The 19,370-nt window shown below is 71.6% G+C and carries 23 protein-coding genes, 1 tRNA gene and 3 pseudogenes; 16 read left to right on the top strand and 11 right to left on the bottom strand.

Features of this window, described 5'->3' with window-relative positions; all coding sequences use genetic code 11:
* Positions 1-20 precede the first annotated feature (20 nt).
* The 5 genes and pseudogenes from ACR5MH_RS03065 (at position 21) to ACR5MH_RS03085 (ending at position 3,784) form a co-directional block, all read left to right on the top strand.
* Complete coding sequence (locus ACR5MH_RS03065) at positions 21-446, top strand: Imm61 family immunity protein (protein ID WP_431345913.1); 426 nt, start codon at positions 21-23, stop codon at positions 444-446.
* 75 nt (positions 447-521) lie between these two features.
* Positions 522-722 (top strand): annotated as a pseudogene (locus ACR5MH_RS03070) (pyruvate kinase alpha/beta domain-containing protein); the annotation flags it as partial.
* Positions 723-858: 136 nt separating this feature from the next.
* The gene (locus ACR5MH_RS03075; protein ID WP_431345914.1) at positions 859-1,923 is read left to right on the top strand and encodes a LolA family protein; all 1,065 of its coding nucleotides are present in this window, start codon (positions 859-861) and stop codon (positions 1,921-1,923) included.
* Positions 1,924-1,962: 39 nt separating this feature from the next.
* A complete protein-coding gene (locus ACR5MH_RS03080) occupies positions 1,963-2,901 on the top strand; it encodes an ATP-binding cassette domain-containing protein (protein WP_431345915.1) in 939 nt (312 codons plus the stop codon).
* A complete protein-coding gene (locus ACR5MH_RS03085) occupies positions 2,888-3,784 on the top strand; it encodes an ABC transporter permease (protein ID WP_431345916.1) in 897 nt (298 codons plus the stop codon). Before ACR5MH_RS03080 ends, ACR5MH_RS03085 begins: the two co-directional genes overlap by 14 nt.
* A 67-nt stretch (positions 3,785-3,851) precedes the next feature.
* On the opposite strand, the gene ACR5MH_RS03090 is transcribed toward ACR5MH_RS03085, so the two are convergent.
* From ACR5MH_RS03090 to ACR5MH_RS03105, 4 genes and pseudogenes are all read right to left on the bottom strand, one after another.
* A complete protein-coding gene (locus tag ACR5MH_RS03090) occupies positions 3,852-4,739 on the bottom strand; it encodes an EamA family transporter (protein WP_431345917.1) in 888 nt (295 codons plus the stop codon).
* A 41-nt stretch (positions 4,740-4,780) separates the two neighbouring features.
* On the bottom strand, positions 4,781-5,359 hold the full coding sequence (locus tag ACR5MH_RS03095) for an N-acetyltransferase family protein (protein ID WP_433862270.1): 579 nt from the start codon (positions 5,357-5,359) through the stop codon (positions 4,781-4,783).
* Between the two features lie 47 nt (positions 5,360-5,406).
* On the bottom strand, positions 5,407-5,793 hold the full coding sequence (locus ACR5MH_RS03100) for an alpha/beta fold hydrolase (RefSeq protein ID WP_431346017.1): 387 nt from the start codon (positions 5,791-5,793) through the stop codon (positions 5,407-5,409).
* Positions 5,794-5,870: 77 nt separating this feature from the next.
* A pseudogene (locus tag ACR5MH_RS03105) lies at positions 5,871-6,320 on the bottom strand (alpha/beta fold hydrolase); the annotation flags it as partial.
* On the opposite strand from ACR5MH_RS03105, the gene ACR5MH_RS03110 reads away from it, so the two are divergent.
* Positions 6,290-8,749, top strand: a complete 2,460-nt coding sequence (locus tag ACR5MH_RS03110; protein ID WP_431345919.1) for a phosphoketolase family protein — start codon at positions 6,290-6,292, stop codon at positions 8,747-8,749. The pseudogene ACR5MH_RS03105 and the gene ACR5MH_RS03110 overlap by 31 nt on opposite strands.
* 80 nt (positions 8,750-8,829) lie before the next feature.
* Here ACR5MH_RS03110 and ACR5MH_RS03115 read toward each other — a convergent pair whose 3' ends face one another.
* The gene (locus ACR5MH_RS03115; protein WP_431345920.1) at positions 8,830-9,609 is read right to left on the bottom strand and encodes an SGNH/GDSL hydrolase family protein; all 780 of its coding nucleotides are present in this window, start codon (positions 9,607-9,609) and stop codon (positions 8,830-8,832) included.
* A gap of 36 nt (positions 9,610-9,645) precedes the next feature.
* Between ACR5MH_RS03115 and ACR5MH_RS03120 the strand changes: the two genes are divergently transcribed.
* A complete protein-coding gene (locus ACR5MH_RS03120) occupies positions 9,646-9,807 on the top strand; it encodes a hypothetical protein (RefSeq protein ID WP_431345921.1) in 162 nt (53 codons plus the stop codon).
* Positions 9,808-9,829: 22 nt separating this feature from the next.
* On the opposite strand, the gene ACR5MH_RS03125 is transcribed toward ACR5MH_RS03120, so the two are convergent.
* The 3 genes from ACR5MH_RS03125 to ACR5MH_RS03135 all read right to left on the bottom strand — a co-directional run bounded on the left by ACR5MH_RS03125 (position 9,830) and on the right by ACR5MH_RS03135 (position 12,798).
* On the bottom strand, positions 9,830-10,783 hold the full coding sequence (locus tag ACR5MH_RS03125; protein ID WP_431345922.1) for a hypothetical protein: 954 nt from the start codon (positions 10,781-10,783) through the stop codon (positions 9,830-9,832).
* Between the two features lie 151 nt (positions 10,784-10,934).
* A complete protein-coding gene (locus ACR5MH_RS03130; protein ID WP_431345923.1) occupies positions 10,935-11,954 on the bottom strand; it encodes an LLM class flavin-dependent oxidoreductase in 1,020 nt (339 codons plus the stop codon).
* 43 nt (positions 11,955-11,997) lie between these two features.
* Positions 11,998-12,798, bottom strand: coding sequence for an alpha/beta hydrolase (locus tag ACR5MH_RS03135; protein ID WP_431345924.1), 801 nt, complete (start codon positions 12,796-12,798; stop codon positions 11,998-12,000).
* 484 nt (positions 12,799-13,282) lie between these two features.
* Between ACR5MH_RS03135 and ACR5MH_RS03140 the strand changes: the two genes are divergently transcribed.
* Entirely contained in the window at positions 13,283-13,696 is a 414-nt protein-coding gene (locus ACR5MH_RS03140; RefSeq protein ID WP_433862271.1) for a hypothetical protein, read from the top strand.
* A 25-nt stretch (positions 13,697-13,721) separates the two neighbouring features.
* Here ACR5MH_RS03140 and ACR5MH_RS03145 read toward each other — a convergent pair whose 3' ends face one another.
* Positions 13,722-14,042, bottom strand: coding sequence for a thioredoxin family protein (locus tag ACR5MH_RS03145; RefSeq protein WP_431345926.1), 321 nt, complete (start codon positions 14,040-14,042; stop codon positions 13,722-13,724).
* Positions 14,043-14,139: 97 nt separating this feature from the next.
* On the opposite strand from ACR5MH_RS03145, the gene ACR5MH_RS03150 reads away from it, so the two are divergent.
* From ACR5MH_RS03150 to ACR5MH_RS03180, 7 genes and pseudogenes are all read left to right on the top strand, one after another.
* Positions 14,140-14,640, top strand: a complete 501-nt coding sequence (locus ACR5MH_RS03150; RefSeq protein WP_431345927.1) for an FBP domain-containing protein — start codon at positions 14,140-14,142, stop codon at positions 14,638-14,640.
* Positions 14,641-14,785: 145 nt separating this feature from the next.
* A complete protein-coding gene (locus ACR5MH_RS03155) occupies positions 14,786-15,103 on the top strand; it encodes a hypothetical protein (RefSeq protein WP_431345928.1) in 318 nt (105 codons plus the stop codon).
* 46 nt (positions 15,104-15,149) lie between these two features.
* Positions 15,150-15,524: pseudogene (locus tag ACR5MH_RS03160) on the top strand (FAD:protein FMN transferase); the annotation flags it as partial.
* Positions 15,473-16,051, top strand: a complete 579-nt coding sequence (locus tag ACR5MH_RS03165) for an FAD:protein FMN transferase (protein WP_431345929.1) — start codon at positions 15,473-15,475, stop codon at positions 16,049-16,051. The pseudogene ACR5MH_RS03160 and the gene ACR5MH_RS03165, both read left to right, overlap by 52 nt.
* 9 nt (positions 16,052-16,060) lie before the next feature.
* Complete coding sequence (locus ACR5MH_RS03170; RefSeq protein ID WP_431345930.1) at positions 16,061-16,639, top strand: ferric reductase-like transmembrane domain-containing protein; 579 nt, start codon at positions 16,061-16,063, stop codon at positions 16,637-16,639.
* A complete protein-coding gene (locus ACR5MH_RS03175) occupies positions 16,636-17,835 on the top strand; it encodes an NADH-ubiquinone oxidoreductase-F iron-sulfur binding region domain-containing protein (protein WP_431345931.1) in 1,200 nt (399 codons plus the stop codon). Before ACR5MH_RS03170 ends, ACR5MH_RS03175 begins: the two co-directional genes overlap by 4 nt.
* Complete coding sequence (locus tag ACR5MH_RS03180; protein ID WP_431345932.1) at positions 17,832-18,065, top strand: ferredoxin; 234 nt, start codon at positions 17,832-17,834, stop codon at positions 18,063-18,065. Before ACR5MH_RS03175 ends, ACR5MH_RS03180 begins: the two co-directional genes overlap by 4 nt.
* A 32-nt stretch (positions 18,066-18,097) precedes the next feature.
* Here ACR5MH_RS03180 and ACR5MH_RS03185 read toward each other — a convergent pair.
* Positions 18,098-18,180 (bottom strand) — tRNA-Leu (locus tag ACR5MH_RS03185).
* A gap of 38 nt (positions 18,181-18,218) precedes the next feature.
* On the opposite strand from ACR5MH_RS03185, the gene ACR5MH_RS03190 reads away from it, so the two are divergent.
* On the top strand, positions 18,219-18,824 hold the full coding sequence (locus ACR5MH_RS03190; protein WP_345834903.1) for an ANTAR domain-containing response regulator: 606 nt from the start codon (positions 18,219-18,221) through the stop codon (positions 18,822-18,824).
* 84 nt (positions 18,825-18,908) lie between these two features.
* Here the strand turns inward: ACR5MH_RS03190 and ACR5MH_RS03195 are convergent, their stop codons facing one another.
* A complete protein-coding gene (locus ACR5MH_RS03195) occupies positions 18,909-19,313 on the bottom strand; it encodes a hotdog fold thioesterase (protein WP_433862272.1) in 405 nt (134 codons plus the stop codon).
* Between the last annotated feature and the right edge of the window lie 57 nt (positions 19,314-19,370).

Raw genomic sequence — 19,370 nt, forward strand, 5'->3', positions numbered from 1 at the left:
GTGCATGGATGTGCGGCCGAGTGAGTATTGCGGATGCTGATGTTCAAGCGTTGGTGGATCGGGTCAATGAGGTTGCGATCCCGGCCGGTTACGGTGCCGCTTTCTGGGAGGAGTTCGGTGGCTGGGTGTTCGCCAACAGTGGTGGCGAGATCCGCAACTTTCTCCGGATTGACGACGACCAGTTGGTGCTGACGCAAGCTCAGCGGTCCAATACGGACGAGGACCTGGAGTTCTCTTCTCCGTTGCTGACGGACATGGAGCAGTTCCTTACCTACTTCTTCGCTGACAGTCTCCGTTATGAGGAACGCCTTCCGAGGCTGCTGGTGGTGTCGATTCCCGTCACGGCCGACAAGGTGGCGCCGGGGTTCACAATCACGGATCCGGGTGGACCGGGATACAAGTTGCACCGCAGCGGTGAGAGCACCGTCCGGCGCGGGAACAATTAGAACTGATCCACTTCTCGCACTATGTCACCCTGACTCCGGAAGAGATTCGCGAGTCGGTGTTGGACCCGGAGGGCAAGCCGCACTTCATGGTCATGCCAGGCTCTCGCAGCTGACCGCGCCTTCAAGGTCGCCCAGGTGAACGAGGCCCTCAAGTCGACGGGCCGCGCCGAGAACGGAGACAAGGTCATCATCATTTCCGGCTCCCCTCCCGGGATCCCCGGAACCACCAACGACATCCGCGTCCACAGGGTCGGCGACGTCCTCTGGGGCGGATGAGGAAGGCCCCGCTCCGGCAGGGCCTTCCGCGTATCCGGCGCTGGTCCGATCGGCGTGTCATACCTGGGGATGATTTCCGGTTCTCCCACCGAATCGGAAGGGTCGGCGGCGGGGTCCCGAGCGTATCCTCGGGACTATGAAGCACCGCCTGATCCGCTGGCTCCCGGCCATCGTCGTCCCCGCCGCCATTGCCGCGGGTGCGATCGCGATCCCGCTCGCCGCGGGAGCGGCGGACCTGCCCGTGAAGTCGCCGGCGGATGTCCTCCGGCTGGTCGCATCCAGCGACACGAAGGCGTTCTCAGGCACCGTCGAGCAGACTTCCGACCTCGGTCTGCCGAGCATCCCGAAGATGGGCGGCGGCTCCTCCAGCACGGACAGTTCGATCGCGAGCACGCTCTCGCTGCTGATGGGCGACCACACCGCCAAGGTCTACGTCGACGGGCCCACCAAGGTGCGCGTGCAGCTCCTCGACCAGCTCGCCGAGCGTGACGCCATCCGCAATGGATCGGACGTCTGGCTCTACCAGTCCAGCGACCAGTCGGTCACCCACGCGACCATCCCGGCGCACGAGAAGAGCGGCGCGTCGCCGGCTCCGACGGCCACGCCGGGCGCAACCGCGATGACGCCGCAGGCGCTTGCGGAGAAGTTTCTCGCCGCCGTCGACCCGTCGACGGAGGTGACCCTCGGCGCGAACACCAAGGTCGCCGACCGTGACGCGTACGACCTGGTGCTGACGCCGCGCACCGACGCCACGTTGGTCGGGTCGGTGTCCATCGCGGTGGACGGCCAGACCGGGCTGCCGCTGCAGGTCGAGGTGACCGCGCGTGGCGCTTCCTCGCCGTCGTTCCAGGCCGGGTTCAGCGACTTCACACCGAGCGCTCCCGACGCGAGCGTCTTCTCGTTCACGCCGCCGAAGGGCGCGAAGGTCACCGAGCAGGCACCGAAGACCGGCGAGCACAGCACGGGGACGAACCGGCCGAAGCCGACGGTCACGGGCACCGGCTGGGCGACGATCGTCAGCCTCCCGGCCGGCACGGTCCCGGCGCAGGCGCTGGCCGACCCGCTGGTCGCCCAGCTCACGCAGTCCGTCGGGGGAGGCCGTGCGCTGTCGACCTCGCTGGTGTCGGTACTGGTGACGCCGGACGGACGGGTGCTCGCGGGCGCTGTCCCGGTCTCCGCCCTCCAGGCCGCCGCTCAGTGAGCGACTGCCGGTGAGTGCCGAGTCAGTGGACGCCGCGCGGTGAGCGACGCCGCCGCCATCGCGACGAGCGGGCTGACCAAGCGGTTCCGCGGGCGCGCGGTAGTGGACGGGCTCAGTCTCTCGGTGCCGCGCGGGTCGGTCTTCGGCTTCCTCGGGCCGAACGGCTCGGGCAAGACCACGACTATCCGGATGCTGCTGGGACTCATCTCACCATCCGCCGGCTCGATCGACTTGCTCGGGGAGGCCATGCCCGACCGTGGCGCGACCGTGCTGCCGCGCGTGGGCGCACTGGTGGAGGGCCCGGCGTTCGCGCTGTACCTGTCCGGAACCGCGAACCTCGTCCGGCGTGACACCGCCGACCGGTACGCGCCGGGCGCCACCCGCTCGGAGCGGGTGGCCGCCGCGCTCGAACGCGTCGGCCTCACGCACGCCGCGGGCAAGCATGTACGCACCTACTCGCTCGGCATGAAGCAGCGCCTCGGGATCGCCGGCGCGCTGCTCACCGACCGCGACCTCCTGGTGCTGGACGAGCCGACCAATGGGCTCGACCCGCAGGGCACGCGCGAGGTGCGCAACCTCGTCCGCTCGCTCGCCGATGAGGGCAGGACGGTCTTCGTCTCCAGCCACCTGCTGGCGGAGATCGAGCAGATCTGCACGCACGCGGCCATCATGCGCACCGGGCGGCTTGTCGCGCAGGGCTCCCTGGACGAGCTGCGCAGCGCGTCCGGCCCGCGCCTGAGCGTGACGACGCCGGATCGGGCCGCGGCGGCTGAGGTGCTGGCCCGGTTCGGGTTGGCGCCGGAGACCGGCGGCGACGGCGTGGAAGCGGCGCTCATCGAGGGCTCGCCTGCTGTGGAGGACCTCGCCGCGAACCTGGTCGGCGCGGGGGTCCGGTTGCGCGGATTCGCCGTGCGGTCGTCCAGCCTGGAGGAGCGCTTCGTGGAGCTGACGGGGGAGGGCTTCGATGTCGAGCAGTGAGGCGGTCCCGGTCGAGGCTGCGGCGGCCACGGTCGATCGGCCGGTCGTGTCGGTCGGCGCCCGGCGTGCACGTCCCGCGGCGGGCTGGGCGCTGCTGGGCTCCGAGCTGTCGGTGATGTTCCGCCGGTGGCGCACCTGGGCGATGCTCGGCGCGCTGGCGGCCGTGCCCATTCTCATCGCGGTGGCTGTGCGGCTCACCGGACGGGGCCGGGGGCCGGCCTTCCTCGACCAGATCACCAGCAACGGGCTCTTCGTCGCGTTCACCGCGCTGGTGGTGTGCGTTCCGCTGTTCCTTCCCCTCACCATCGGCGTCGTCGCGGGCGACACGATCGCGGGGGAGGCCAGCCAAGGCACACTGCGCTATCTCGTGATCGCCCCCGCCGGCCGGCTGCGGCTGCTCGCGGTGAAGTTCGCCGGCTGCGCCGTGTTCTGCGTCGCCGCTGCGCTGGTCGTCGCATTGGCAGGAGCGCTGATCGGCGCGCTGCTGTTCCCGATCGGGCCGGTCACGCTGCTGTCGGGCACGGTCGTGAGCCTCGGCGACGCGGCCGTGCGGCTGCTGCTGATCGGGCTGTACATCGTGGTGTCGTTGCTCGGGATGTGCGCGATCGGGCTGTTCCTGTCCACGCTGACCGACGTCCCGGTCGGCGCGATGGCGGCGACGGCGGTGCTGGCCGTGGTGTCGCAGGTGCTGGACCAGCTCCCGCAGCTCGACGCCCTCCACCCGTGGCTGTTCAGCCACTACTGGCTGGGCTTCGCCGACTTCCTGCGCGCGCCGCTGGTGTGGGACTCGTTCGTGTCCAACCTGTGGCTGCAGGCCGGCTACGTGGCGGTCTTCGGAGCGCTTGCGATCGGCCGGTTCCTCACGAAGGACGTGCTCTCCTAGCGAACGACCTGACAGAACACGCCGTCAGACGCGTGCCCGAGCCGGCATGTCCTGTCAGGTTGTTCGCTCAGGGGATGGTCTCGGCCGTCGACTCCAGTGCGGAGCGGGGATGGTCGCGCTGGGTCGCGATCGTCACCCCGGCGGCGAGGCACACGATCACGATGCCGATGACCTGCACGAACGCGAAGCGCTCCCCGAGCACGATCACGCCGAACACGGTCGCGATCACCGGCCCGAACGAGGTGATGACGGCGTAGAGCCGCGGGGTGATGCGCCGCAGGATGAAGGTGTCGAGGCTGTACGGCACGGCCGACGAGAGGATCCCCGCCGTCAGGAGCAGGCCGGCGACCCGCCAGTCGAAGCTGCTGTAGTCGACGACGACGAGCGCGAGCGGCACCGTGAGCACCGTCGCGACCACGCTCGCCACGCTGAGGCCCTCCAGCCCGGGCAGCCGGGTCGCCACCCGCCGGGTCAGCAGGATGTACGCCGCCCACGAGGCCGCCGCCGTCAAAGCGAGCACCACACCGATCGGGTCGATGGCGCCCTCTGTCGCCGTGAGGAGCACCACGCCGCCGGCCGCCGCGACCGCGCAGCCGGCGTCCAGCAGTCTGCGGGAGCCCGCCAGCGCGAGCGCGAACGGGCCGAGGAACTCGATGGTCGCTGCGATGCCGAGCCCGAGCCGGCCCACGGCCTCGTAGAAGCTGAGGTTCATCGCGGCCAGCACGACTCCGAGCGCGAGCGCCGGCCAGAGCCGCGTCCAGGTCAGCTCCGCGCGCTTCGGGCGGTAGAACGGCAGGATGCACACCGCGGTGACGAGCTGGCGCACTGCGACCACGACGAGCGAGCCGACGATCGGGATGAGCAGCCCGGCGACGGAGGAGCCGAAGTTGATGCTGACCTCGGTGGCGACCTGGGTGCCTGCTCCGACGACGACCCGGTTGCGCTGCGAACTCACCCGACCGAGCTTAGTCATCCGGGCGGGTCGCGGCGGCGCGGTCAGCTTTCCAGCGTCCTCCGCATGATCGCGCGGGTCGCGCTCGGCCGGCGGACGACATCGAAGCCAGCGTCGCGGAACAGCGAGACGGTGCCGTGGTATCGCTCGGCGGCCGTGAGCGAGGGCCGCACCCCCGGGTCGACCGGGTAGCCCTCCACGATCGTCGCCCCGCGCTCCCTGGCGTGCTGAAGTGCGCCGGCGAGGAGGGCGCGGGCGACGCCGCGCTTGCGGTACTCGTGCCGGACCACGAAGCGGGTGACCGCCCAGGCGTCCTCCGGGTCGCCCTCCTGGCGCCGCGTGATCGGCGACCGGCCGAGCGCGGGGTAGGCCGAGAACGGCTCGACCGCCGCCCAGCCGACCGGTTCGCCGTCGATGCGGGCGATGACGCCGGGCGAGCCGACCTCCACCTGCGCGTGCAGCAGCGCCTGCGTGTCCTCGCGCGTGGCGGCGTCCCAGTCGGAGCGGGTCAGCTTGAACCACTGGCACCAGCACCCGGCGGGGTCGCCCTTCGTGCCGAACACAGTCTGCAGGTCGTTCCAGGTCGACGCGCCGACCGATTCCGTGACCACCTCGTCCGTCATGCCACGAACCTACCGCGCACGGGCAACCCCGGCGCGGATCGACGACGCTAGCGCGAGTGGAGGGCGCCGGCGATCACGCGCGGGCGTTCCACATGCCCGAAGTGTCCGGTGTGCGGCAGGGTCAGCGCCGAGAAGCTCGGGATGATCGCGGCGAGCCCCGCGTCGTCCTCCGCGGACACGAAGACATCGCGATCGCCGCGCACGGACAGGACGGGACAGACGATCCGCGACCAGCGTTCGGCCGCCGGGTAGCGCCGGGCGCACGCGACGGCGCGCACGAACGCGGAGGGCCGCAGATCGCGCGCGAGCTCGTGGACGGTGAGCGGCTGGCGCATCGCGAACAGCGGGGACACCAGCGGCGCGAGCAGTCCGAGCCGGTCGAGCGCCCGCACGAAGGGCGCCGCCGCCGCTCCCGCAGCGGCGAGCAGCCGCATCCCGGCCAGCATGAGCGCCAGGCCGGGGAGGCCAGCAGCAGTCCGAACCGCCCCAGCCGGTCGCCCCGGCCGCCCAGGGTCGTGGCGGACACGAGCAGCACCGACACCGTCGCGGCCGGCTCCTGGGCTGCGAGCTCCAGGGCGACGAACCCGCCGAGCGAGTGGCCGACCACCTGCCAGTGCCCGTAGCCGAGCGCCCGCGCCGTCACTGCCACCGCGTGCGCGAGGGACTCGGCGTCGAGCCGGCTCACGTCGGCAGGGGAGTCGCCCCAGCCGGGGAGGTCGGGCACGATCAGGTCGTCGAGCGCGTCGGCGCCGCCGGCCGCCTCGATCGCCGGCAGCCAGGTCGTCCACGAGCCGGCCGCCCCGTGCAGGAGGATGGTCGCGGTCCGGTTCGTGCGCCGCGTGTGCCGCACCACCACCGGGCCGGCCGGCGTCGCGATCGTCGAGGTTTCCACCCCTGTTGTTCGGAGCGGACCGCTCGTAGGATTCCCGCGTGAGCGAGACGTCGAACGAACTCCCAGCATCCACACGCACCGCCTCTGCTCTCTCGGACGCAGAACTCGATCAGCTCGACGCCTGGTGGCGGGCCGCCAACTATCTCTCCGTCGGCCAGATCTACCTCCTCGACAACCCGCTGCTGCGTCGCCCGCTCTCGCGCGACGACGTCAAGCCGCGCCTGCTCGGGCACTGGGGGACCACCCCTGGGCTGAACTTCGTCTACGCGCACCTGAACCGTGCGATCCGGCAGCGCGACCTCGACACGATCTTCGTCGCCGGCCCCGGCCACGGTGGCCCCGGTGTCGTCGCCGGCGCGTACCTGGACGGCACCTACAGCGAGATCTACAGCGACATCGACCGGAGCGAGGACGGCCTGCGGAAGCTGTTCCGGCAGTTCTCCTTCCCCGGCGGCATCCCGTCGCACGCGGCTCCCGAGACGCCGGGCAGCATCCACGAGGGCGGCGAGCTGGGCTATGCGCTCTCGCACGCCTACGGCGCCGCGTTCGACAACCCGAAGCTGCTGGTCGCCGCGGTGGTCGGCGACGGGGAGGCCGAGACCGGGCCGCTCGCGACGGCGTGGCACTCGAACAAGTTCCTGAACCCGAAGTCCGACGGCGTCGTCCTCCCGATCCTGCACCTCAACGGCTACAAGATCGCCAATCCGACCGTGCTGGCGCGCATCCCGGAGACCGAGCTGCTGGAGCTGATGCGCGGCTACGGCTACACGCCCTACCTCGTATCGGGCGGCTTCGACGGCGAGGAACCGCGCGAGGTGCACAAGCGTATGGCCGCGACCCTGGACGAGATCCTCGACCGGATCGCCGAGATCAAGGCCGCTGCCGACTCCGGCGACCTGATCGACCGTCCCGCGTGGCCGATGCTCATCCTCCGCACCCCCAAGGGCTGGACCTGCCCGGCCGAGATCGAAGGCCATCCCGCCGAGAACAACTGGCGCTCGCACCAGGTCCCGCTCGCCGACGCCCGCGACACCGAGGCGCACACCCGGCTGCTGGAGGACTGGCTGCTGTCGTACCGCCCGGAGGAGCTGTTCGACGAGGCGGGCGCGCCTGTCCCGCTGATCGCATCGCATGCGCCGGAGGGCGAGCACAGGATGAGCGCGAACCCGGTGGCGAACGGCGGACTGCTGCGCCAGGACCTGCGGCTGCCCGACTTCCGCGACTACGCCGTCGACGTGCCGGCGCCGGGGGAGACGGTGGCCGAGGCCACCCGCGTTCTCGGCGGCTGGCTGAGGGACGTGATGGCGGAGAACCCCGACGACTTCCGGCTGTTCGGCCCCGACGAGACGGCCTCCAACCGGCTGCAGGACGTGTTCGAGGTCACCGGAAAGCAGTGGAACGCCGAGTACTGGCCGATCGACTCCGACAACCACCTCGCGCCGAGCGGCCGGGTGATGGAGATGCTGAGCGAGCACCAGTGCCAGGGCTGGCTCGAGGGGTACCTGCTGACCGGACGCCACGGCGTGCTCACGTCGTACGAGGCGTTCATCCACATCGTGGACTCGATGTTCAACCAGCACGCGAAGTGGCTGAAGGGCTCCCGCTCGATCCCGTGGCGGAGGCCGATCGCCTCCCTCAACTACCTGCTCAGCTCGCACGTCTGGCGGCAGGACCACAACGGCGCCTCGCACCAGGACCCGGGTTTCATCGACCACGTGATGAACAAGAAGGCCGACATCGTCCGCGTCTACCTGCCGTTCGACGCGAACACCCTGCTGTCGACCTACGACCACTGCCTCCGCTCGGTCGACTACGTGAACGTGGTCGTGGCGGGCAAGCAGCCGTCGCCGAACTGGCTGAGCATGCCCGACGCGATCGCGCACTGCACGCGCGGCATCGGCGTCTTCGACTGGGCGGGGACCGAGCGGGAGGGCGAGGAGCCGGACGTGGTCCTGGGCTGCGCGGGCGACATCCCGACACTGGAGGTGCTGGCCGCGGCCGACATCCTGCGCCGCCGGCTGCCGGACCTGGCGGTGCGGGTCGTGAACGTGGTCGACCTGATGCGCCTGCAGAGCGAGGGCGAGCACCCGCACGGCATGAACGACCGCGAGTACGACGCGCTGTTCACGACGGACAAGCCGGTGATCTTCGCCTACCACGGCTACCCGTGGCTGATCCACCGGCTCACCTACCGCCGGGCCGGTCACGACAACCTCCACGTCCGCGGCTACAAGGAGGAGGGCACGACGACAACGCCGTTCGACATGGTCATGCTCAACGACCTCGACCGCTACCACCTGGTCATCGACGTGCTCGACCGGGTGCCGGGCCTCGCCGCACGGGAGGCCGCCTTCCGGCAGGAGATGGTGGACGCCCGCCTGCACGCCCGCCAGTACACGCGCGACCACGGTGAGGACATCCCGGAGGTCGCCGAGTGGAGATGGGGCGGCGGCGAGCGCTCGTCGCGCATCGACACCACCGGCGGCGACAACGACTGACGCCATCCCATTCCGAACGGGGGTCGCAACACGCCGCTATCCACGCGGCATAACGGCGTGTTGCGACCCCTGTTCGGTGGTTAGAGGGGGTGGGCGGAGGCGGGGTCGACGACCGTGAGCTCGGGGATCTTGGCGGTGCGGCCGTCGCCGGACGAGCGTCCGGTGAGCCGCCGGCCGATCCACGGCAACACGTAGCGCCGGTAGTAGTCCGCGGTCCGCCGGGAGGACTCACCGGCCGGCGCGGACTCCACCTCGTCCACGCCCCACTCGGCGGGCACCGGCACGCCGAGGGCCGTCAGCACGTTGCTCGCCACTTTGGCGTGGCCCAACGCGTTGAGGTGCAGGCGGTCGGCCGACCAGTAGCGGATGTCCTCGAGGGTCTCGTCGGCCCAGTTGTCGACGAAGAGCACGCCGTCGCGGGGCAGCAGGGCGCGCACCGCGACCGCCAACTCGTCGCCGCGCTTGCGCAGCAGCCCGCCCATCGGCAGGTGCCGGCTCGGGTTCGCGCCGCTCAGCAGCAGCATCGTGCTGCCGGAGGCGGTCACCCGGTCGGCGGCGTCCATCAGCTGCGTCGCCACCGACGCGATGGTGACGCGCGGCCGCATGATGTCGTTGCCGCCGCCGTTGAGACTCACGAGCTGCGGGTGCTGGGCGATCGCGGGATCGAGCTGCTCGGTGAGGATCGGGGTGAGCTTGCGGCCGCGGATCGCCAGGTTCGCGTAGCGCACCGGCTCCGGCGAGGCGAGCGCCAGTCCGAGCGCGACGAAGTCCGCCCAGCCGCGCTGCCGGCCGTCCGGGAGGTCGTCGCCGACTCCTTCCGTGAAACTGTCGCCGATCGCGATGAAACTGGAGTAGCCCATCCCGCTACGCTACCGCCCGCCGCTTCCATGACCGGCATGCAGAAGGTCAGAACGTTCCTCTGGCAGATCGTGCCGCGCGCCCTGCTGGAGCTGCAGCAGGACCCGGACCGCGAGCGTCCCGGGCGCGTGAACGCGGCCATGCTCCGGATGGGCAAGATCGACGTCACCGCGCTCTACGCGGCAGCCGACGCGGTCTGACTGACGGCCTCGCGTTCGGGCGTCAGCCGCGGGCGATCAGCGTCTGCCAGGCGAGCAGGTGCTCGACCGTGACGCCCGTGTAGCCCTGGAGGCCGCCGAACGCCGACCGCACCAGGGCTGTCTGCGACTCCAGCACGCTCACGGAGTCGTCGCCGAAGGTCGCAGCCGGGCCGCCGGCCACCTCGAGCGAGTCGGTCTCGACGCCCACGCTGAACGGCACCCGGGCGTTCGCCGCCGCCGTCGCCGCGGGACGGGCCAGCGCGATGATCCCGTCATCGCCCGCGGCATGGTCGGAGAAGGCGACGATGGCGACCGACTTCACATGCGGGAGAAGCGTCCGGAACAGCGTGCTGTTTCCGTCCGCGGTGGGTTTGGCCTCCAGCCACCACGGGAGGTCGGCGCCGACCGGCACGGACCCGGCGGCGCTCGCCGCGGTGTCGTACAGCATCGCAAGCTGGTCCACGATGCCGGGGAGCTGGTCGTCGGTGGCGTTCACCCACGGCTCGACATCGAACTGGACCGCGTCGAAGGGCGCGGCCTTCAGGGCCGCGGTGGTCCAGGTGGCGGCGAGGTCGGGCTGCTGCGCCCAGGCCGGGTCTCCGCCGAGCGCGCCGACCGTGGTCACGCCGGCGCGGTGCAGCGCGGTGACCGCTGAGCGCAGCCACGGGCCGAACGGGCCCTGGTCGGCCGCCCACGGCACGGAGAGGTACACGGTGCGCAGCTTGTGTGCGGAGGCGAAAGCGGCCAGCGCCTTCGGAGCGAACGCGGCCTCGCCGTCGCCGCGCGGGTCCACGGACGGGTCGATCGGGTTGCCCCACGCCCACATGCCCGTGATGGCGGACGGCGTCGACGCGCCGGTCAGCGCCACGGCCTTCGCCGGAGCGGCGGCGAGCCCGGCCGCCCCGATTCCGACCGCGCCGAGGGCGAGCGCCAGCCCGGCCGCGATGATCCCAGCACCCGATCCTCGAGTTCGCAAAGCACACCCCTTCCGTGGGACCGGACGATGCCGTCACGGCCTGTGCTGCGGAACTCGGGTGTACCGCACAGCGATCCTCTCATGCGCCCGGAGATCCCACAGGGCCGCATTCGGGGTACACGCGGGCTCGTCGCGAGGCGCGTCGCGACGCTCAGTCGCGCCAGCCCAGCTCGCGCCCCACGCCGACCACGGCCTCCAGCAGCCGCGCGTTGAAGTCCACCCCGAGCTGGTTCGGCACGGTCACCAGCACGGTGTCCGCCATCCGCACCGCCTCGTCCTGCGCCAGCTCGGCGACAAGCTTCTCCGGCTCGCCGATGTAGGAGCGGCCGAATCGCGCGATCCCGCCGTCGAGGTGGCCGACCTGGTCGCGGCCCTCCACTTGCGCCCGCGCGCCGAAGTACCGGCGCGAGTCGTCGTCCACGATCGGGATGATGCTGCGGCTGACGCTCACCCGCGGCTCGCGCTCCCAGCCCATCTCGGCCCAGGTGTCGCGGAAGCGCTGGATCTGCTCGGCCTGCAGCCTGTCGAACGCCTCGCCGGTGTCCTCCGTGAGCAGCGTGGACGACATCAGGTTCATCCCCTGCTCGGCCGTCCACTCCGCGGTCGCCCGGGTGCCCGCACCCCACCAGATCCGGTCGGGGAGGGTCGGCGACAGCGGCTGGACGGACAGTCCGCCGCTCGTCCCGGTCATCCGCGGGTCGGCGTTCGCCATCGCCTCCCCGGCGATGGCCGCTCGGAAGATCGCGGTGTGCCGCCGGGCCATGTCCGCGTCGGACTCGCCCTCGCCCGGCACGTAGCCGAACGACTCGTAGCCGGCGAGCGCCGTCTCCGGCGACCCGCGGCTGACGCCGAGCTGGAGGCGCTCGCCGCTGATCAGGTCGGCGGCCGCGGCCGACTCCGCCATGTACAGCGGGTTCTCGTACCGCATGTCGATGACGCCGGTGCCGATCTCGATCCGCGAGGTGCGCGCACCGATCGCCGCGAGCAGCGGGAACGGCGAGGCGAGCTGCGGCGCGAAGTGGTGCACCCGGACGTACGCGCCGTCGGCGCCCACCTCCTCGGCCGCGACCGCGAGCTCGATCGTCTGCAGGAGGGCGTCGGCGGCCGTCCGCACGACGGAGCCGGGGACGGCCTGGTAGTGGCCGAAGCTGAGGAAGCCGATGCGTTTCACAGTGAGGGCAAGTCGTGCGGCCGGCGCGGTATTCCGGCCGGGCTCAGTCCTCCAGCCCCTGCTGCCCGAGCCAGACCAGGATCTCGGTCGCGACGTCGCGCCAGCCGTGGTCGATCACGAGTGAGTGGCCGCGGTCGCGGAAGGTGATCAGCTCGGTCACGGCGTTGGAGTCGCGGTACAGCTTGAGCGTCGCGTCGGTGGTCACCTCGGGGACGGTGTTGTCCTCGCCGCCCGCGATGAGCAGGAGCGGGCCGCGGTCCTCGTTCTTCGTGTCGACGGCGGCCTGCGAGTGGAGGCTGAAGTTGGCCGCCGCCGCCTGGAAGACGGGGCGCACCGTGGAGGGGACGGTCCAGCGGTCGTACAGCTCCTTCGCCTCCTCGTCGGTGAGCTGGTTCGCGAAGCCGAACGTGAACTGCTCGAAGGTCAGGGCGATCGCCTTGTGGATGTTCGCCGGGTTGTCGAGCACCGGGAACGACGACTTGAGCTGGCGGAACGGCAGCGGCAGCACACCCTTGATCTGCGCCGGGTCGATCCCGACGCCGGCGTTGCCGTAGCCCTGGCCGAGCAGCTTCTCGGCGATGAGGCCGCCGAAGGAGTGACCGATGATCACGGGCGGGACGTCCATCGCCTCGATGATCTTCGCGAAGTGCTCCGTGACCTCGTCGATGCCGAAGTTCGCGACGTCGTCGGGATGCGCACGCGTGTCCGCCACGGTGTCCTTCTCGCCGGGCCACAGAGGAGCGACGGGGGCGTAGCCTTCCGCCGTGAAGAGCTCGATCCAGGGCTGCCAGCTGCTCGCGTGGAGCCAGAGGCCGTGGATGAAGATCACCGGTTGATTCGCCATGCCGCACAGGGTATTGCGCGGGCGGCCGTACGGCCAGACCCTGACGGCGGCCGCGGCGCCGGGTAACCTGACCGCATGGCCGACTGGTTGTGCGCGACGTGCGCGGTGGAGACGACCCCGATTGTGACGGACGCGGGGAGGAGCCCCCGGTCTCCTGCCCGATCTGCGAGGACGAGCGTCAGTACGTCCCGCCGACCGGCCAGCGCTGGACCACCCTGCAACGTCTGCAGCGCGAGGGCGAGCGGGTGACCGTGACGGAGCTGGAGCCCGGCCTCTACGGGCTGAGCAGCGAGCCGAAGGTCGGCATCGGACAGCGTGCCCTGCTGCTGTGCACGCCGGACGGCAACCTGCTCTGGGATCCCACCGGCTACGTCGACGAGGCCGCGGCGACCGCGGTGCAGGACCTCGGCGGGGCCGCGGTGATCGCCACCAGCCACCCGCACATGTTCGGCGCGCAGACCTCCTGGTCGCGGATGCTGGGGGCGTGCCGGTACTCGTCCACGCGGCCGACCGGCACTGGGTGCAGCGCGAGGACCCGGCGATTCGGGAGTGGAGCGGTGAGGAGGAGGTGCTGCCGGGTGTGCTGCTGCGCACGGTCGGCGGCCACTTCCCGGGCAGCGCGGTGGTGCACTGGGACCGCGGAGTCGTGCTCAGCGGCGACACGGTCTTCCCGGGGCCGTCGCAGCAGTGGGTGACGTTCCAGCGGAGCTTCCCCAACGACATCCCGCTCTCGGCCGCCGTGGTGCGGCGCGTCGCCGACCTGGTCTGCGACAGGCCGTTCGACCGGATGTACGGCAACCTGGGCAACGTCATCCCGGTGGACGCGCGGGAGGCCGTGCGGCGGTCGGCGGAGCGGTACATCGGCTGGGTGAGCGGAGCCTTCGACCACCTGACCTGAGCGGACGGCCCCAGGCCGGCCGGCGTCAGCTCAGGAACGGCGCGAGCTCGAACTCCAGCGCGGGCTTGGGCTTGGCGCCCACGATCGTCTTGACGACCACGCCGTCCTGGAACACCTTCGTCACCGGCAGCGAGAGCGCCCGGTACTCGGCGGACGCCTGCGGGTTCTCGTCCGCGTCGATGCGCAGGATGCGGAGGCCGTGCTCGTCCGCGATGCGCTCCAGGATCGGCGTCAGCGCGCGGCACGGGCCGCACCACGGCGCCCAGAACTCCACGAGGGTCGTACCGGGCGCGGCGAGGACGTCGGAGGCGAAGGAGGCGTCGGTGACGCTGCTGAGAGTGCTCATGCCGGGAGGCTAAGCCGTGCCCCCTGGGTCAAGGTCAAGCGGTGCGCCGGGGTCGGCCCCGAGCCACCTGTGCAAGCATGGGACGCAGGAGGTGGACATGGACACTCTGACCCCGCAGGAGCTGCGCGACTCGTTCGTGAACTGCTCGCGCGCCGACGCCGCCGACCTGCCCCTTCCGCCCGGGATGCACGAGGTGGACTGGTCCCGCCGCGAGTACCTCGGCTGGCGGGACCCCCGGCTCCCGCAGCGCGGCTACGTCGTCATCCCGACCGGGAGCGGACCGGTCGGCATCGTCCTGCGGGCCTCGGAGGCCTCCATGCGCTCGCACGCGCCCACCATGTGCGGCTGGTGCCAGGACGTCCACGTCACCCGCGACGTCTACTTCTGGTCGGCGCGCCGGGCCGGGGACGCCGGGCGCAAGGGCGACACCGTCGGCGCACTGGTCTGCGCGTCGTTCGAGTGCACCGAGAACGTGCGGCGCACGCCGCCGGCGCAGTTCGTCGGCTTCGACTCCGAGCGCGTGGTCGAGGAGCAGATCGCCGGGCTCGGCGAGCGGGTGCGCCGGTTCGCCCAGGCCGTGGTGGGCGTTCGGCCCTGACCGCGCAAAGGGGATTCACAGCGACCCGATAACCGGTTCTCACCCGGATTAAGGATGCGGAAAGAATCCGGGCGCAGGCTGGTGATCAGCTCCCCGGAGGTCGCATCCAGCCGGTCCGCAGAGGGAGCGGGCTGGAGGGCCTGTCATGGACATTCGTTCGGCGGGACGGCGCACTGCCGTCGGGATCACCACGGCGATCGGCATCTCGAGCCTCGCGGTCACCGGCATCCTCTCCGGCTACCTCTTCGCCGGCACGACGGCAGCCCGCACCGCGGGGACCACGACGGCGGGCACCGGCAACACGGGCAACGGCTCGTCCGGCGACGACTCGGCCGGCACCGGGGGCAACGGCGACGACTCCGGCTCGTCCGGCTCCTCCACCGGCTCCTCCACAGGCTCCTCCGGCAGCGGCATCCAGCAGAGCCAGGGCGGTGGTTCCAGTGGCCTCTCCAGCGGCTCCTGACCTGGTCCACGACGACTTCGCGGTCTGGGGCGTCGATGCCCGCATCGTGGTCTCCGACCCCGAGAGACTGACGCAGGCGCGGAGGATCGCGGACGACGAGCTCGCCGCGATCACAGCGGCCGCCAGCCGGTTCGAGCCGGGCAGCGAGCTCTCCCGGCTCAACGCGTCAGATCGTCCCGCCGGCGGCGTCGAGCTGAGTCCTCTCCTGGCCGAGTTCGTCGCGGTCGCGCTCGCCGCGGCCGTCGACACCGACGGCGACGTCGATCCCACCCTCGGCGGCGACCTGAGCCGGCTCGGCTACGACCGCGACTTCGCTTCACTGCCCGTCGACGGAGTCACCCTGACGGTCGCCCGGCCGCGGACGCCCGGATGGCAGCGCGTGACCCTCGACGAGGGCATCCTGACGCTGCCCGGCGACCTCCGGCTCGACCTCGGCGCGACCGCGAAGGCGCACGCCGCGGATCGCATCGCACGCCGCATCGCGGGGAGACCGGCGCGGACGCCCTGGTCTCGCTCGGCGGCGACATCGCCACCGCAGGCGCCACCGAGCGGCTCTGGGAGGTGCTCGTACAGGACCTCCCGTCCGACCCGGCGCAGCAGATCGCGATCCCGAACGGCGCGGGCGTGGCCACGTCGAGCACGCAGAAGCGGCGCTGGCGCAGCGACGGGCAGGCCAGACACCACATCCTCGACCCGCGCTTCGGCCTCCCGGCCGACGACGTCTGGCGGTCCGTCACCGTCGCCGCGGCGACCTGTGTCCGCGCCAACGCGCTGAGCACGGCGTCGATCGTGCGCGGCCTGAGGGCTCCCGGCTGGCTGCGCGGCCTCGGCGCCGACGCCCGGCTGGTGGCCAGGGACGGCTCGATCGTCACGACCGGGCGGTGGCCCGAGGACCTGCCGTCGACCGGCACGGGGGCGAACCGATGGATGAGGTGCCCTGATGGATGAGGTGCTCTGATGGATGAGGTGCTCTGGGCGGTCGGCCGCGCCTCCGGCGTCGTCGCGCTGATCCTGCTCACCGTCTCGCTCTGGCTCGGGATCGTCACCCGCTCCGGCCGTCCCCTTCCCGGCATGCCGCGCTTCTCGGTCACCCTGCTGCACCGCAACGTGTCGCTGCTGGCGGTCGTCTTCCTCGTCCTCCACATCGGCACGCTGCTGCTGGACTCCTACGCCAAGCTCACCCTCACCGACATCCTGGTGCCGTTCCTCGGCGCGCACCTGCCGTTCTGGCTCGGGCTCGGCACCGTGGCCGTCGACCTCCTGATCGCGGTGACGATCACGGCGCTGCTGCGCCGGCGGCTGGGCGTGCGCGTCTTCAAGACCGTGCACTGGCTGAGCTACGCGATGTGGCCGGTGGCGCTGGCGCACACGATCGGCGACGGCACCGACGGGACGTCCGGCTGGATGCTGCTGCTCGCCGGAGCGTCGGTGCTGTTCGTGCTCGTGGCCGTGCTCTGGCGGGTGTCCGCCGGATTCCTCGAGACGTCCGCCGCGCGACGCGCGGACGCCGAACCGAGCAGAAGGGGACTGTCATGACCATGACCGCCGACAACGTCCTGCCGGTCGCCGACCCCGCCGCTACGCCGCCCCGGCTGCTGGCGGCCGGGCACTCGGCAGGCGCGCCGGCCCACCTCTCCGCGTTCGGCCCCCGCCGCGGGCTCCGCCGCCCCGACCTCGAGCGCGAGCTGGAGCGTTCGGGCCTCACCGGCCGCGGCGGCGCCGCGTTCTCCGCATTCCGCAAGCTGGCGGCGACGGCCGGGCGGCGCGCGCCGGTCGTCATCGGCAACGGCTCCGAAGGGGAACCCTGGAGCTGGAAGGACGCCGTGCTCCTCGCCAACGCGCCGCACCTCGTCCTCGACGGTCTCCTGACCGCGTCCGAGGCGCTGGGCGCCGCGCGCACCGTCCTGTACCTCCACGAGGCCGCCATCGCCCCGGTCGCGGCCGCCGTCGCCGAACGCTCCGACGCCGGCCGCGTCGAACTGGTCGAGGCGGCGGACGGCTTCATCGCGGGCGAGGCGAGCGCCGTGGTGAACGCCCTCCAGACCGGCCGCGGCGTGCCGCTCGACCGGGTGCGACGGCTGTCGGAGTCCGGGCTCGACGGCCGGCCGACACTGCTGCACAACGTGGAGACGCTTGCGCAGCTCGCGCTGGTGGACCGCTACGGCGGCGACTGGTTCCGCAGCGTCGGCGACCCGGCGCAGCCGGGAACGCGCCTCGTGACGGTGACCGGCGACGTGGCGACCGAGGGCGTGTTCGAGGTGCCGACCGACGCCACCGTCGTGGACATCGTCGCCCTCGCCGGCGGGGAGGCCCGGCTCGCAGCGGGTGTGCTCCTCGGCGGGTACCACGGGCGTTGGATCGCGCCGACCGAGACCGGCGCGGCGCCCGGGGAGTCCGCGGGCGCGGGCGTCGTGCACGTGCTCGGCCCCCGGCGCTGCGGTGTGGCGACGACCGCGGCGATCGTCCAGGAGCTGGCCGCTGCCTCCGCCCGGCAGTGCGGGCCGTGCCTGTTCGGTCTCCCGGCGATGGCGGACCGGTTCGCCGACCTGGCCGCGGGCTGGCTCGCCCCGCAGGCGGCCGCCGAGCTCGCCCGGCTCGCGGAGGTGGTCGACGGACGAGGCTCGTGCCACCATCCCGACGGGGCCGCACGCCTGGTCCGCAGCGCGTTGCGGGTGTTCGCACGCGACATCCACGCCCACGCCCAAGGCCGCTGCCTGCGGAGCACGCGATGACCGCCCGGCACACCCTCCACGTCGACTGGACGCGCTGCGACGGCCGCGGCCTGTGCGCCGAACTGCTGGAGGGCACCATCGCTCGGGACGAGTGGGGATACCCGTTCGCGGTCGGCCAGCCGGCGTCCGGCCGTTCCGACATCCCGGTGCGCAGCGACCAGCTCGAGGCCGCCGAGGAGGCGGTGGCTCTGTGCCCGGTGCTGGCTCTGCGGTTGCGTCGGGTGGGGTGACGAATCCGCGCCGAGTCGGCGGTGTGGGGTTGTGCCGCTGGTGGGACTCGAACCCACACGCCCTTCCGGACAAAGCATTTTGAGTGCTCCGCGTCTGCCATTCCGCCACAGCGGCGCACAACAACACCTGAACAATACCGTAGGCTCTTACCCGTGACTGACCAGGAGACCACCCCCACCGCACCCCGCCGAGTCGTCGTCGCGGAGGACGAGTCGCTCATCCGGCTCGACATCGTCGAGACCCTCCGCGACAACGGTTTCGAGGTCGTCGGCGAGGCCGGAGACGGCGAGACCGCGGTCGCGCTGGCCACCGAGCTGCGCCCCGACCTGGTCATCATGGACGTCAAGATGCCCCAGCTCGACGGCATCTCGGCGGCCGAGCGCCTCTCCAAGAACCACATCGCGCCCGTCGTGCTGCTGACCGCATTCAGCCAGAAGGAGCTCGTGGAGCGCGCGACCGAGGCCGGCGCCCTCGCCTATGTGGTCAAGCCGTTCACCCCGAACGACCTCCTGCCGGCGATCGAGATCGCCCTGGCCCGCTACCAGCAGATCATCGCGCTGGAGGCCGAGGTCTCCGACATGGTGCAGCGCTTCGAGACCCGCAAGCTGGTCGACCGCGCCAAGGGCCTCCTCAACGAGAAGATGGGCCTCAGCGAGCCGGACGCCTTCCGTTGGATCCAGAAGGCCTCCATGGACCGCCGCCTCACCATGCACGACGTCGCCCAGGCCATCATCGAGCAGCTCGCCCCCAAGAAGTAGCCGCCCCGCAGCAATCCGTTCCTCAGTTTCTCCCGCAACACGCCGTTCGCGAGCGGGAGAAAGTGAGGAAGCAATGGCTGCTCGCTACAGCTCCTTGATCAGGTTGGTGATGCGGATGGTGCTGCAGCGGCGGCCCTGGTCGTCGGTGACGGCGATCTCGTGCGTCGTGAGGGTGCGGCCGAGGTGGATGGGCGTGCAGACGCCGGTCACGTAGCCGTCGGTCGCGGCGCGCGTGTGCGAGGCGTTGATCTCGATGCCGACGGCGAGCCGGCCTTCGCCGGCGTACAGGTTCGCCGACATCGACCCGAGGGACTCGCCGAGGACCACGTAGGCACCGCCGTGCAGCAGGTCCGCGGGCTGCGTGTTGCCGAGCACGGGCATCCGCGCGACGGCTCGCTCGATCGTGAACTCAACGATCTCGATGCCCATCTTGTCGGCGAGGGCGCCGAGCCCCCGCTGCTTCACGTACGCGAGCGCGTCCTCGGTCATCCTCTGCCTCTCCGCTGTGGGTCCGGGCCTCGTCGGCCGTCGTCCAGGACTGTCACC

The organism is Streptomyces sp. L7, from assembly GCF_050990935.1.
Classification (GTDB): Bacteria; Actinomycetota; Actinomycetes; order Actinomycetales; family Microbacteriaceae; genus Leifsonia.